At 47.8% G+C, this 12,927-nt stretch carries 13 protein-coding genes and 1 tRNA gene; 3 read left to right on the forward strand and 11 right to left on the reverse strand.

Features of this window, described 5'->3' with window-relative positions:
• The first annotated feature begins 36 nt into the window (after positions 1 to 36).
• Positions 37 to 1,344, forward strand: a complete 1,308-nt coding sequence (locus OMP95_RS05660) for a diguanylate cyclase (protein WP_266326845.1) — start codon at positions 37 to 39, stop codon at positions 1,342 to 1,344.
• Between the two features lie 8 nt (positions 1,345 to 1,352).
• Here OMP95_RS05660 and prmB read toward each other — a convergent pair whose 3' ends face one another.
• The 7 genes from prmB to hxlA (OMP95_RS05695) all read right to left on the reverse strand — a co-directional run bounded on the left by prmB (position 1,353) and on the right by hxlA (OMP95_RS05695) (position 7,586).
• Positions 1,353 to 2,303, reverse strand: a complete 951-nt coding sequence (gene prmB / locus OMP95_RS05665) for a 50S ribosomal protein L3 N(5)-glutamine methyltransferase (protein WP_266326847.1) — start codon at positions 2,301 to 2,303, stop codon at positions 1,353 to 1,355.
• A gap of 3 nt (positions 2,304 to 2,306) precedes the next feature.
• Entirely contained in the window at positions 2,307 to 3,707 is a 1,401-nt protein-coding gene (gene leuC, locus OMP95_RS05670) for a 3-isopropylmalate dehydratase large subunit (RefSeq protein ID WP_266326849.1), read from the reverse strand.
• Between the two features lie 134 nt (positions 3,708 to 3,841).
• Entirely contained in the window at positions 3,842 to 4,375 is a 534-nt protein-coding gene (gene hxlB / locus OMP95_RS05675) for a 6-phospho-3-hexuloisomerase (protein WP_266326851.1), read from the reverse strand.
• Positions 4,376 to 4,388: 13 nt separating this feature from the next.
• Positions 4,389 to 5,024, reverse strand: coding sequence for a 3-hexulose-6-phosphate synthase (gene hxlA / locus OMP95_RS05680; RefSeq protein ID WP_266326853.1), 636 nt, complete (start codon positions 5,022 to 5,024; stop codon positions 4,389 to 4,391).
• A gap of 157 nt (positions 5,025 to 5,181) precedes the next feature.
• Positions 5,182 to 6,183 carry a transaldolase gene (locus tag OMP95_RS05685; RefSeq protein WP_266326855.1) on the reverse strand — a complete coding sequence of 334 codons (1,002 nt, stop codon included), beginning with the start codon at positions 6,181 to 6,183 and terminating at the stop codon, positions 5,182 to 5,184.
• A 148-nt stretch (positions 6,184 to 6,331) separates the two neighbouring features.
• Positions 6,332 to 6,622: a hypothetical protein gene (locus OMP95_RS05690; protein ID WP_266326857.1), complete on the reverse strand. Its 291-nt coding sequence runs from the start codon at positions 6,620 to 6,622 to the stop codon at positions 6,332 to 6,334.
• A gap of 322 nt (positions 6,623 to 6,944) precedes the next feature.
• Positions 6,945 to 7,586 carry a 3-hexulose-6-phosphate synthase gene (gene hxlA, locus OMP95_RS05695; RefSeq protein WP_266326859.1) on the reverse strand — a complete coding sequence of 214 codons (642 nt, stop codon included), beginning with the start codon at positions 7,584 to 7,586 and terminating at the stop codon, positions 6,945 to 6,947.
• Between the two features lie 192 nt (positions 7,587 to 7,778).
• Between hxlA (OMP95_RS05695) and OMP95_RS05700 the strand changes: the two genes are divergently transcribed.
• Together OMP95_RS05700 and dhaK are read left to right on the forward strand one after the other, a co-directional pair.
• A complete protein-coding gene (locus OMP95_RS05700; RefSeq protein WP_266326861.1) occupies positions 7,779 to 8,630 on the forward strand; it encodes an HAD-IIA family hydrolase in 852 nt (283 codons plus the stop codon).
• A gap of 15 nt (positions 8,631 to 8,645) precedes the next feature.
• Positions 8,646 to 9,635, forward strand: coding sequence for a dihydroxyacetone kinase subunit DhaK (gene dhaK / locus OMP95_RS05705; protein WP_266326863.1), 990 nt, complete (start codon positions 8,646 to 8,648; stop codon positions 9,633 to 9,635).
• Between the two features lie 35 nt (positions 9,636 to 9,670).
• Here the strand turns inward: dhaK and OMP95_RS05710 are convergent, their stop codons facing one another.
• From OMP95_RS05710 to OMP95_RS05725, 4 genes are all read right to left on the reverse strand, one after another.
• Entirely contained in the window at positions 9,671 to 10,069 is a 399-nt protein-coding gene (locus OMP95_RS05710) for a GxxExxY protein (protein WP_266326865.1), read from the reverse strand.
• Positions 10,070 to 10,199: 130 nt separating this feature from the next.
• Complete coding sequence (gene dhaL, locus OMP95_RS05715; protein WP_266326867.1) at positions 10,200 to 10,832, reverse strand: dihydroxyacetone kinase subunit DhaL; 633 nt, start codon at positions 10,830 to 10,832, stop codon at positions 10,200 to 10,202.
• A gap of 337 nt (positions 10,833 to 11,169) precedes the next feature.
• Positions 11,170 to 12,336 carry a porin gene (locus OMP95_RS05720; RefSeq protein ID WP_266326869.1) on the reverse strand — a complete coding sequence of 389 codons (1,167 nt, stop codon included), beginning with the start codon at positions 12,334 to 12,336 and terminating at the stop codon, positions 11,170 to 11,172.
• Positions 12,337 to 12,714: 378 nt separating this feature from the next.
• Positions 12,715 to 12,790: transfer RNA gene (locus tag OMP95_RS05725), tRNA-Phe, on the reverse strand.
• Positions 12,791 to 12,927: the final 137 nt, after the last annotated feature.

A 12,927-nucleotide genomic window follows, 5' to 3' on the forward strand; every position in this document is an offset into this window, starting at 1 on the left:
AGGATTGCATGGTTGATTGGGAATGGCAGGATACAAATGTTAAACGCTCTCATTGTTGATAGTTCTGAAGTTTTTTGTAAGCAGGTAATGGAATTACTGAAAGCCGCCGGATTTGAGGTAGACATCGCGCTGACAGGGACAGATGGTCTGGATAAAGCAAAAGCTTCACGTTATCGTCTGATCTGTTGTTCTGACAACCTGAGGGACTATGCCAGCAGTGAGTTTTGCAGCCAGTTGCGGGCTATCAACGGTTATGAGTTTGCCACCTTGCTGGTGCTTACCGAGCAGGATAACGCCAAAATTTTGAAACAGGCTTTGCTGGCGGGCGCTACTGACATTTTCAGTAAACGTGACATCAGCGAGTTGGAAATCTACCTCAACCGTCTCAGTCAGCGAGAGTCCCGGCAGCTTTCAGGCAGGGTGCTGTTTATCGAAGACTCGCGGGTATTGCAGACAATCATTATCGATCTGCTCACTGATATGGGGCTGGATGTCGATGCCTACAACTACGCGGAAAGTGCGTGGGATGCTTTTCAGAGTGGCGATTACGATTTGGTCATCACGGACATCATGCTGGAAGGTATCATGAGCGGCATCACCTTGGTCCGTAAGATTCGCCGCATGCAAAGTGAACATGGCAATGTGCCGATTATTGCCACTTCCGGCTTTGATAACATGTCGCGGAAGATTGAGTTATTCCATATGGGCGTCAACGACTATGTTTCCAAGCCGATTGTGCGTGAAGAATTACGACAGCGGGTATTTAATCACATTACCAGTTACCAGACGCTGCGTGAGTTGAAAGCGCAGCAGCAATCGCTTTACAGTCTGGCGATGCTGGATGAGACCACCAGTCTGTTTAATCGCCATGCTTTGAGAGAATTCGCCGGTAAATATTTCAGTGAAGCCTATCGGTTTGACCGTCCGCTGTCGCTGGCGGTGTTGGATATCGATCATCTGAAACGAATCAATGATAGTTATGGCTTTGAACGCGGCGATCAAATGCTGGCGGAGCTGGGGACATGGCTGAAAAGGCATGTGCGTGACGTTGATATGGTTGCCCGCTGGGCCGGGGATGAACTGGTATTCATCCTGCCGGGTTGTGATATTGAAGCCGCCAACACCTTGATGGAGCGGATGCTGGCCCAACTGCGCCGATTGAAACCGGCTGGGTTGTCAGTGACTGTCAGTGTGGGCGTGGCGGAGCTGCGCAAAGAACACAAAGATACGCTTAACAGTCTGTTCGAGTTGGCTGATAAAGCAATGTATCAGGCCAAAATGGCAGGTAGAGATTGTGTGCTGAGTTTCGACGAGGCCGAGACCGTTATTGAAGAAATGGATTAAGAGCCTGTTTACGTTCTCTGCACCGCCGCGTTGCTGCGATAACGCCCGGCAAACTCGGTGCATTGCGCTTGTGTGAGCATGAAAATACCATGGCCGCCCTGCTCGAAGTCCAGCCATAAAAAAGGCGTTTCCGGCCATCTTTCCTGTACGGCAATATCGCTGTTACCGACCTCGACAAATAACAAACCTGTCTCAGTCAGATAATCTGCCGCGTTCAGCAATATTTGTTCGACTATTGCCAGACCGTTATCGGCCGCTTCCAGTGCCGTTTCCGGTTCATGCCTGTATTCATCAGGCAATGAAGTCATTTCATCAGCGCCGACATAAGGCGGATTGCTGACAATCAACTCATATTGTTTTTCTGCTTTGAGCGCCAGCCATAAATCTGACTCAATCGCAGTGACCTGTGCCGGCATAGCATGTTTGTTGATATTGATTTCGGCCACCGCCAGAGCTTCAGCACTGATATCTACCGCATCAACCCGGGCATTTTCAAAAGCCATGGCACAGGCAATGGCAATACAGCCGCTGCCGGTACATAAATCCAATATCTGTGACACGTCATCAGGATCAATCAGCCAGGGCTGGAATTGTGATTCAATCAGTTCGGCAAAGGGTGAGCGGGGGATTAATACACGTTCATCGACATAAAAGGGTAGGCCTGCAAACCAGGCTTCATGGGTCAGATAAGGTAACGGTATGTGCTGCTCAATACGTTTTTCAGTCAAACTCAGCAGTTGGATTTTTTCCGCGCTGCTCAGCCGGGCATCCAGAAAAATATCGGGAAGCGTTTCAACCGGAAGTTTTAATGTGCTCAGAATCAGCTGCGAGGCTTCGTTAAAGGCATCTTCATTGCCGTGACCATAAAATAATCCCGCCTCATAAAAGCGGGAGGTGATCCAGCGCAGAAAATCGCGCAATGTTTGCAGTTCTTGCTGCGCAGCCTGATAGTCAGTCATCAGTTATCGGGTAATATCGACAAAATGGCCGGCAATCGCAGCAGCGGCGGCCATCGCCGGGCTGACCAGATGCGTGCGGCCACCCTGGCCCTGACGGCCTTCAAAATTACGGTTCGAGGTAGAGGCGCAGTGTTCGCCGGATTCCAGCCGGTCCGCATTCATCGCCAGGCACATGGAGCAGCCGGGATCACGCCATTCAAAACCGGCTTCGATAAAGATCTTATCCAGCCCTTCCTGCTCAGCCTGCTGTTTAACTAGGCCGGAACCCGGGACGACCATTGCCTGTTTGACACTGGCGGCCACTTTACCGCCTTTGATGGCATCAGCGGCTTCGCGCAGATCCTCTATGCGAGAATTGGTGCAGGAACCGATAAAGACGCGATCCAGATAAATATCAGTGATCGGCTGATTGGCACTGAGCCCCATATATTTGAGGGCTTTTTCCATGCCATTGCGCTTAACGGCATCCGTTTCAGCTGCCGGATCCGGAATATTGGCACTGATCGGAACCACCATTTCAGGTGAAGTGCCCCAGGTGACTTGTGGTTTGATTTGTGTTGCATCCAGAACCACTACTTTATCGAAGCTCGCGCCTTCATCACTGTGCAAGTCATGCCATGCAGCAGCGGCTTTATCCCAGTTTTCGCCTTTCGGTGAAAAAGGGCGGTCACGAAGATAATTGATGGTTGTATCATCCACGGCAATCATGCCGGCACGGGCACCCGCTTCGATGGTCATATTACAGACGGTCATACGTCCTTCCATGCTCAAGGCCTGAATAGCCTCACCGGCAAATTCAATTGCATAACCGGTACCGCCCGCCGTGCCGATTTTGCCGATAATCGCCAACACAATATCTTTGGCAGTAATACCAGGATTGACGTGACCGTCCACACGCACCAGCATATTCTTCGATTTGCGCTGGATCAGACATTGGGTAGCCATCACATGTTCGACTTCTGAGGTACCGATACCAAATGCCAGTGCACCAAAAGCACCATGCGTGGAGGTATGTGAATCACCACAGACTACGGTCATGCCCGGCAGCGTGGCGCCCTGTTCCGGCCCTACTACGTGAACGATGCCCTGGCGTATATCATTAAGCCCGAACTCCGTAATACCGAATTCAGTGCAGTTCTGATCCAGGGTTTCCACCTGCAGCCTTGAAACAGGATCGGCAATGCCCTGATCCCGATGATCGGTGGGTACATTATGGTCCGGTGTGGCCAGAATCGAATTCAAACGATGGGGGATACGATGCGCCAGGCGCAGTCCTTCAAAGGCTTGTGGCGACGTGACCTCGTGTACCAGATGTCGATCGATATACAGCAGCGCCGTGCCGTCGTCATCGGTACGTACCACATGTTGTTCCCAGAGTTTATCGTAGAGCGTTTTGGCTGACATAGTTGTTTAAACTTGTGTGTAAATAACAAGTCATTATACCTTTTCAGTGACAGAAGCTCTATCTGATCGATTGACATAAAAAAACGGGCAACCCGAAGGTTGCCCGTTTCTTACTGACTAATACGGAATAAAAATTATTCCAGGTTAGCGTGTCTTGCTTTCATTTCTTCTTCAGGGATGCCTTTTTCGTGAATCATGTGAGACACGATAGCTTCCAGAAAGATCAATGTAGAAAGTTCAAACATGGTGCCCATAGGCATACCCTTGGTAGGGGCATACATATCATCACCACCGACTTGAACCACAGCATCTGCCATGTCGCCAATAGTAGATTTCGAACGAGAGCAGATCAGTACGATTTTGGCACCGACTGATTGTGCTTTCTTAGTGAAAGCCTGCAATTGTTCAGTTTCACCAGAACCCGAGATGATGACCAGCAGATCACCCGCCTTGATGCTGGGTGTGACGATTTCACCGACAACACTAACGTCATAACCACTATGCATCAGTCGCATAGCCAGGAAATTTCCGACCAGCTTAGACCGCCCCGCACCTGAAATATAGATACGGTTTGCGTCGTCAAACATAGCGGTTAGCTGTGCTTCATATGCTTCTTCTGTTGCACCAAGCAAGCTGCCGATTTTGTTTAAGATTAAATCACGATGCATAGTTCAAATCACCTTATGCTGCGTCAACCAGAGCACGCAGTTCTTTAGCAGATTCTGCCGGAGAAGGCGCACCGTAGATAGCTGCACCAACAACAACGATATCCGCACCAGCTTGAACAGTGCTTTGGATAGTGTCTTTGTTGATACCACCAGCAACAGAAATTTTAACGTTCAGACCCAGACCAGCAATGGTTTTCAGATCTTCAAATGGTGTTTGACCAGCAGCTTGTGCGTCCAGACCAGTGTGAACACCGATAATGTGCGCACCGTTATTTGCTGCTTCTTTAGCAACAGCGGCTTTGTCTTCAACGCCGATCAGATCGATTTGAGCTTCAGCATTGTTGGCATTAGCTGCTTTGATAACACCTTTCATGGTAGCCATGTCAGAAGCACCCAGAACAGTCGTGATGTCACCGCCTGCTTCAAAGAAAGGAGTCGCTTCGTATTCACCTGCGTCCATAGTTTTCAGGTCAACCAGGATTTTCTTATCCGGGTGGGCCGCTTTCAGTGCTTTAACCAGTTTCAGACCATTGTATTTGATACATGGTGTACCGATTTCCAGGATATCAACGTAAGGGGCGACTTGTTCAGCCAGCGCCATTGTTGCGTCGAAGTCCAGTGAATCTAGAGCCATTTGGATTTCAGCCATGTTACATACTCCTAAAATGTAGTAAAAATTATTGTTATCACGCTTACTGCTTGAGTAGAGCGGGACTATATGCAGAAATTGGCAAAGTGTCAATTTTAGGCCAGTTTCTGTTGCATTCCGGCCCGTCCGATAGCGAACGGGCTGAATACGTAGATTGCTAATTAGTTGTAATTAGCGTTTCTTCCAAGCTTGCCAGACGGTCGGCAAGTAATGCTTCCAGTGATTCCAATGCTTTAGCAAAACCGTCGATACCTTCTGACAGTTTTTCAGAAGCCATGCGGTTTTCAGCGTGCATGGCATCAAAAGTCGCTTTGTCCATGTGGATTTTTTCGATATCTGATTTTGCAGCTTGTTCTGGAGACAGTTTACGTGGCAGCTCGCCTTCAGTTGATTGCAGCTCGTCCAGCAGAGCAGGAGAGATGGTCAACAGGTCAACACCAGCCAGTTCAGTGATTTCGCCGACGTTACGGAAGCTTGCGCCCATAACTTCAGTGTTATAACCGAATTTTTTATAGTAGCTGTAAATTTGAGCGACAGACAACACACCTGGATCTTCTGCTGGCTCGTATGAATCACGGCCGGTGTCTTTTTTGTACCAGTCCAGGATACGACCCACAAACGGTGAAATCAGTGTGATGCCGTTTTCAGCACAAGCAATCGCCTGGTGCAGACCAAACAGCAATGTCAGGTTGCAGTGAATACCTTCTTTTTCCAGAACAGCGGCAGCCTGAATACCTTCCCAGGTTGATGCGATTTTGATCAGAATGCGGTTGCGGTCAACGCCAGCTGCTTCGTATTGAGCAATCAGGTCACGACCTTTTGCAATGGTGGCTTCAGTATCGTAAGACAGACGCGCATCTACTTCAGTAGAAACACGGCCTGGAATGATGTCCAGGATTTTTAGACCGAATGAGACAGCCAGACGATCAAATGCCAGCGAAACCACTTCCGCAGCAGGTGCATCTGCACCTAGCGTTGCGCGTGCTGCTTTCAACGTATCGTCAACGATACCTTGGTATTGAGGCATTTGAGCGGCAGCAGTAATCAGAGAAGGGTTGGTTGTAGCATCACGTGGAGTGAATTTTTCGATAGCCTGGATATCGCCGGTATCGGCAACAACAACAGTCATCTCCTTTAGCTGATCAAGTAAGTTAGCCATGTTACGTACCTTTAAGTTTTTAACAGTTAAAAATGACAATATGCTTATAAAGCAGACTGAATTCTGAATTTTTTCGTGATACGGTTGTTTGGGCAAGCTGAACCCGGAAGGTACAGCGTGCGTATCACGTCGACGGACTTAGGCTATATTAGCCTTTATTTTGGATGTAACGCTCCACACTTGTCAGCGGTTTGGCACCTGCCTGATTGCGGACATATTGTTCAACACCCGTTAGCGGTTTGCTGTTGGTCGTCTGACTTCTGATGTAGCGTTCAACTCCAGTTAATTGTATGCCTTTTTGTGCCTGATTTCTGATATAGCGTTCAACACCAGTCAGGCCATCATTTGCAGCAGCAGCTGATTGAGTACTGGCTGGGCTAGGTGAAAACAGACTTTTGACAAAGTCACAGATTGAAACAAATACACCTTTATCATTCATGAGCAATACCCCTATTACATTTTTGAACCCCATCTGCCCAACATAACGAGGTTGGTAGAACGGGTAAATTACTATTTTAGATTAACTGTGGCAAGCCAGAAGAGTTAACAAAAAAGCGTGTGTATGAATGCTTCTCAGTTTTCAGCCACGTTATTATTATTGTCAGTCACCTTGTTCTGTATGCAGAATTTTAATGACTCTTATCAACGCTTCAACCCATCGATTTCAGATTCAGAACTGAAGTTAGCGTTAATGAAAAAAAACGAGCGGCCATTAAGGGCCACTCGTTCTTAATTTTGCTCAATGCAAATTTTGTTTCCGCTTAAGCTGCGTCAACCAGAGCACGCAGCTCTTTAGCAGATTCTGCTGGAGAGTCAGCGCCGTAAATAGCAGCACCAACAACAACGATGGTAGCACCAGCACGGATAGTATCCTGGATGGTGTCTTTGTTCAGGCCACCGGCAACAGAGATACGGACACCCAGGTTCAGATCAGCGATTTCTTTCAAATCAGCAAAAGGTGTTTGGCCAGCGGCTTGCGCGTCCAGACCGGTGTGAACACCGATGATTTGCGCGCCATTTTTGGCTGCTTCTGTTGCAACTGCTTTCTTGTTTGAAACGTTAATCAGGTCGATTTGCGCTTCAGCGTTGTTAGCGTTAGCCGCTTTGATAACACCACCCATGGTGGCTTTGTCTGAAACACCCAGGACAGTACAGATGTCAGCACCTGCTTCGTAGAAAGGAGTGGCTTCGTATTCACCGGCATCCATAGTTTTCAGGTCAACCAGGACCAGATTGTTAGGGAATTTGTTTTTCAGCGCGGTGACGATTTCAAGGCCGTTGTATTTGATGCAAGGAGTACCAACTTCCAGAATATCGACGTAAGGGGCAACTTGTTCTGCAAGTGCGATTGTTTGATCGAAATCCAGAGAATCCAGTGCCATTTGAATAAGTGCTTTTGCCATGCGGACATGCTCCTAAAAATTATGTGAATTTGTAAGTTATACGTTGAAAATACGCCCGCAGACTATAAAGCAGATTGATTGATCATGTCAATTTTTCACTGAAAGTAAGCATCTAACATACATGCAGCTGGACATGGTGAATTGTTGTATGCCACTCTTTCGAACCAATCTGCAAGCCTGAGTGGACAAACTTTGACGATCAATACACAACCACAACTAAATAATATTGCCGGCCTTATTATCGATATGGATGGTGTGCTCTGGCACGGCAATCAGCCGATGGCTGGATTACAGGACTTTTTCAAGACACTGCGGGACTTATCGATGCCGTTTATTCTGGCGACAAATAATGCCAGTCTCACACAACGGCAATATAGAGACAAGCTGGCAGCAATGGGGGTTGTGATTAACGACAATGAAGTACTCACATCCAGCATGGCCACGGCCAAATTTCTGCGAGAAAACCTGCCTGCTGAAAAACGACGTGTGTTTGTAATTGGTGAAGATGGACTGAAACAGCCTTTGCTTGAACAGGGGTTTATCCTGACTGATTTATACCAGGTCAATCAACCTGCCAAAGGTATAGATGGAGAAGGGGCGGATATCGTCGTGTCCGGTCTGGACAGACAGTTAACCTGGGACAAACTGGCCACTGCAACCTTGAACATCAGAGCCGGGGCTTTGTTTTATGCGACTAATGCCGATACCACGCTGCCAACCGAGTTAGGTGAGGTTATCGGTAATGGTGGTACCTTGGCTGCTTTGGAAGCTGCAACGGGGGTAAAGCCTGTCAGTATCGGTAAACCCGAACCGATTTTATATCAGCAGGCATTGACCATGCTTGGAACCAATGAGGCCAATACGGTTGCCATTGGCGACAGGCTTAACACGGATATTCTTGGCGCAGTCAATGCCGGAATCCGCAGTATTATGGTATTAACTGGTGTGTCATCGCTAACCGATCTTGAACAAGTGGATTATCAACCCACGTGGGTAATGAATGACATTAAAGCCGTCACCGCAGCATTACGAGCCTATATATAAGGATTGGAGACAACGATGAAGAAAATGATCAATGGTGTGGAGAGTGTGCTGGAAGAGAGTCTGAACGGTTTTGCCAGGGCGCATGCCGATATTATCCAGCTCAACCATCAACCGCATTTTATCACCCGCAAACAAGCCGCCAAACCCGGCAAAGTTGTGTTGATCTCCGGGGGCGGTTCGGGGCATGAACCGTTGCACACCGGTCTGGTTGGTCGGGGTATGCTGGATGCAGCTTGTCCCGGGCAGATTTTCACTTCTCCCACTCCTGATCAAATGCTGATGGCAGCACAACAGGTTGAAACCGGTGGCGGTGTATTGTTTATCGTTAAAAATTATGCCGGCGACGTGATGAACTTTGAAATCGCGGCCGAAATGCTCGATTGTCCGTATGAAACCGTGTTGGTCAGCGATGATGTATCTCTGCCAAAAGATCACAGCACCGGCCGTCGCGGGGTCGCCGGTACCTTGATTGTTGAAAAAATAGTGGGCGCCGCAGCGGAAGCCGGTGCCAGTCTTGTTGAGTGCAAAGCTTTGGGCGATAAGGTTGCCGGTGTTACCGCCTCAATGGGCGTGGCATTGAGCAGTTGTACCGTACCGGCTTTAGGCAAACCCACCTTTGATATCGGCGACAATGAAATTGAAATGGGCGTGGGTATTCATGGTGAACGCGGCCGTGAACCGATGGATCTGAGCAGTGCCAGTGAAATAGTCGAACATCTGGTCACAGCCATTGATAAAGAATTAAAACCGGCTAAAGGTCAGAAAGTATTGCTGCATGTGAATGGTTTCGGTGCAACGCCGCTGATGGAGCTGTATTTGGTTTACGATCTGGTTGCCCAGTTTTTTGAAGAACGAGGCATTGAAATTTCGCGGTCTCTGGTTGGTAATTTCACCACATCCCTGGATATGGCCGGCTGTTCCGTCACTTTGACCTTGCTGGATAACGAAATGACCCAATACTGGGATGCGCCTGTTCACACTGCGGCTTTGCGCTGGGGATGCTGACTGGACTGAGCACCATAGATAAATATATCCGCAGATTACGCAGATGGACGCAGATTTAATACCAAGCGTTTATGTTGCAAGCTCGTCGCCCCAAAGTTAAGCAAGATAGCTTTCTTTAGGCCTGATGCTTTGAGGTAATTGATGACCTGAGATTCTTCATTGGGCGATAGTCTCAGTAAGGCTTTTAGTTCAACGATAACCGTGCCAAAGCAAACAAAGTCGGCTTTGTAAAAGGTGCTGAGTTTTTGATTGCGATAAAGGATTGCAAGATGTTTTTCTCGCTGGTAAGGAATTCCTCTGATTTGAAACTCAATCTCAAGCGCTTCCTGATATACAGCCTCTAGAAAGCCATTACCCAGTGATGCGTGAACTGCCATCGCAGCACCAATGATAGCGTACGTATGAGGATCTCTCTCAGAAAAGCTTGTGTCCATTTATGCATCCTTGCCATGATAGTGGATTTATCTGCCTGCTGACTGTTGTCACGAAAGTCAGTGCATATTTCTCAAAAAATCTGCGTCCATCTGTGTAATCTGCGGATAAAAATTAGCCTCTCCCCGCGGTTCATTTATCCAGATAAAAATCGGCAATAGCACACAACACCAACTGACTGGTACGGGCACCGGCATCAATATGACCGCGGGCACGATCCCCCAGAAATGAAGCCCGGCCCTTGGTGGCCAGCATATCCCTGGTGGATTCCATACCGGCTGTCGCGGCTTGTTTCATATTTTCCAGCGCTGTTTCCAGACTGGTTCCAGCCGCCACATCTTCTTTCAGGCTGTTTGTTGCCGGAATCAGCGTATCGAGCATGGTTTTTTCGCCAATATCAGCCTTACCACGGGCTTTTACCGACTCGACACCGGCATTGAAAATTTCGGCAACACCTTCCAAGTCCATGGTTTTGTCTTTAGCCGTTTTACTCATACTGATAAACATTGAACCGAATAAAGAGCCGGAGGCACCGCCCATGGTAGACATCAAGGTCATACCCACTTTCATCAAGGCCGCAGACCAGTCTGATGTTTTCAATTCATCTTCCAGTTTGGATACCGCATCAAGTCCCCGCTGCAGGTTGATGACATGATCACCATCACCAATAGCTTTATCCAACTCCGCCACCTCGTCAGCGTTGTCATTGATGGCCTTTTTTACGGCAGTGATTAATTCAGGCAGGGAGTGTGTTGTCGTGCTCATGAAACGTCCTTAGCTGATTGGATTTCCAGCATTATAAAGGCTTGTATTTTTCATTCAAATTGACCACAGAGGACACAGCTTGATTTAGCGTCGTAGCTACTACTCTGTTCCAATGCAAGCGCAATCTACTGTACCTGTAAATCCGCAGATTACGTCGATTTCCGCAGATAAATTTTTCCTTGAAATAATCTGCGTAATCTGCGGATTTGTTGAAAAACCTCTGCGCCCTCAGTGTCTTTGTGGTGAATCTAGGTCAAAAAAAAGCCCCAACCCGAAGGTTGAGGCTTTTTATCAGTTTTTTACATCAAATCCTAAGACCTGATGCTGAAACTGCTTCCTACCAAGTTACGAAACCACCGATAGCGAAGATATCATGGTCATCGCTACCAGAAACACCGTGGAACTCTTCTTCTTGTTTGGAGTATTCAGCAACCAGTTTCAGGTTAGCAGTAACGTCGTGGTAGATACCGACGGTAGCCAGTTCACGCGAGTCAATGCCACCTGTGAGGTTAGCAGCTTTCTCGGCAGAAGTACGATCCAGAGTAGATTCACCGTATGATGCGGCCAGGAAGGTAGTACCGGCAAAGCGGTAACCTGCTTGAACGTAGTAACCGTCACCTTCACGTTCGTCACCAGTGGCGTCAGTTGCTGTGCTGTGTAACAAGCCACCCAGATCACCGACACCTTCGTTATCGTAGTAGGTACCGACAACTTCAAAGCCAGCGAAGACGAGTTGAGCACCAACAGTCCAGGCATCTGAGTCAACATCACCCAGGGTGGTTTCAACTTTTTGAGTCATGTAGTCAGCCCAAGCTTTTACGCTGCCGCCGTCAAATGCAGTGGCATAGCTCAGTTCAGCTTCCCAGCGTGGCTCGTCACGTTCAGTAGTAGTGCCAGCACCTTTTTGTTCAGCATCCATAACAGCCAATGCTGCTTTGAAGCCGTTCATATCAGGTGTGGTGTAACGGATTTGTGAACGCCAGTTAGCATAGTCATAACCGTAACCGATACGACCCAGAGTGGTTTGACCATCATCTTGGTTTTCAGGAACAACCGCACCGACACCGAACAGAGTTTGATCCAGCAGGATGTTGTTAGAAGAATACAGACCCAAAGCTTTACCAGCCAGGATTTGACCGAAAGAGCCATCGACAGTAGCAAATGCTTCACGTTGTTCCATCGCGTTGCCGTTTTGGCTCTCGTCGAAGTAGCTACCACCGTTAGTAGATGGGCTGATAGAAACCCGGGCACCGACTTTCAGACCGTTGATTTCAGGGGCTGCAACGTTAAAGCCGAAGAATGTTGGCAGCAGACCGTTACGAACACGGTTAGAATCTGTACTTTCACCGTCAGTCGCAACGAAGAATTGGTTGATGTTACCGTCTACGCTGAATTCGTAGCCGTTGTCGCCGCCAACGACGATTGTCGCGTTAGCAGCACCTGCAGTTGCCAGAGCAGCTGCACCGACCAAAGAGGCCAGAGTTGTCTTTTTCAATGATTTCATTCTGTTTCACCTTCTATTGTTAACAGATTACTTTAATTTCTCTCGTAACCGGACTGTTATCTCGGTTGAATGCTAATTTTGCACACATAAAAATACTTTGCAACACTTTTACAACAAATTTTTTTGGTTTTTGTTGGATTGGTCTTTTTTGTGTGTTTTTTACAACAAATTGATTGGATGTTAAGAAGATGAACCACAGAGCCTCTTCAAGACTGTCCGCAGATGAACGCAGATTTTCGCAGATGAAAAATAATCTGCGTTCATCTGCGTAATCTGCGGATTTGTTGGAAATCTCTGTGCTATTTCGTCGGTGCTGAGTTAACAGGCAGAAACAAAAAAGCCCCGGCAGTTTTCACTGACGAGGCTTTATGTATGCGGTGGTGGCTCGACCTGGAATCGAACCAGGGACACAGGGATTTTCAATCCCTTGCTCTACCAACTGAGCTATCGAGCCGATAAGGCTGCGTATTAAACCTTTTCAGTGGGTACCCTGTCAAGAAAAAAGCATTTTTTATTTATCATCGATGCTTGTCCACACTGGGGCAGCGTGGTCTAATGACCAGCTGATTTTGTCGATTATTCAACGGATAA

The organism is Methylophaga sp. OBS4 (assembly GCF_026319305.1).
Lineage (GTDB): Bacteria > Pseudomonadota > Gammaproteobacteria > Nitrosococcales > Methylophagaceae > Methylophaga.

Excerpts from the sequence above, each read along its gene's own strand:
- OMP95_RS05660 (WP_266326845.1), top strand. The coding sequence starts at position 37 with ATGTTAAACGCTCTCATTGTTGATAGTTCTGAAGTTTTTTGTAAGCAG.
- prmB (WP_266326847.1), bottom strand. The coding sequence starts at position 2,303 with ATGACTGACTATCAGGCTGCGCAGCAAGAACTGCAAACATTGCGCGAT.
- leuC (WP_266326849.1), bottom strand. The coding sequence starts at position 3,707 with ATGTCAGCCAAAACGCTCTACGATAAACTCTGGGAACAACATGTGGTA.
- hxlB (WP_266326851.1), bottom strand. The coding sequence starts at position 4,375 with ATGCATCGTGATTTAATCTTAAACAAAATCGGCAGCTTGCTTGGTGCA.
- hxlA (WP_266326853.1), bottom strand. The coding sequence starts at position 5,024 with ATGGCTGAAATCCAAATGGCTCTAGATTCACTGGACTTCGACGCAACA.
- OMP95_RS05685 (WP_266326855.1), bottom strand. The coding sequence starts at position 6,183 with ATGGCTAACTTACTTGATCAGCTAAAGGAGATGACTGTTGTTGTTGCC.
- OMP95_RS05690 (WP_266326857.1), bottom strand. The coding sequence starts at position 6,622 with ATGAATGATAAAGGTGTATTTGTTTCAATCTGTGACTTTGTCAAAAGT.
- hxlA (WP_266326859.1), bottom strand. The coding sequence starts at position 7,586 with ATGGCAAAAGCACTTATTCAAATGGCACTGGATTCTCTGGATTTCGAT.
- dhaK (WP_266326863.1), top strand. The coding sequence starts at position 8,646 with ATGAAGAAAATGATCAATGGTGTGGAGAGTGTGCTGGAAGAGAGTCTG.
- OMP95_RS05710 (WP_266326865.1), bottom strand. The coding sequence starts at position 10,069 with ATGGACACAAGCTTTTCTGAGAGAGATCCTCATACGTACGCTATCATT.
- dhaL (WP_266326867.1), bottom strand. The coding sequence starts at position 10,832 with ATGAGCACGACAACACACTCCCTGCCTGAATTAATCACTGCCGTAAAA.
- OMP95_RS05720 (WP_266326869.1), bottom strand. The coding sequence starts at position 12,336 with ATGAAATCATTGAAAAAGACAACTCTGGCCTCTTTGGTCGGTGCAGCT.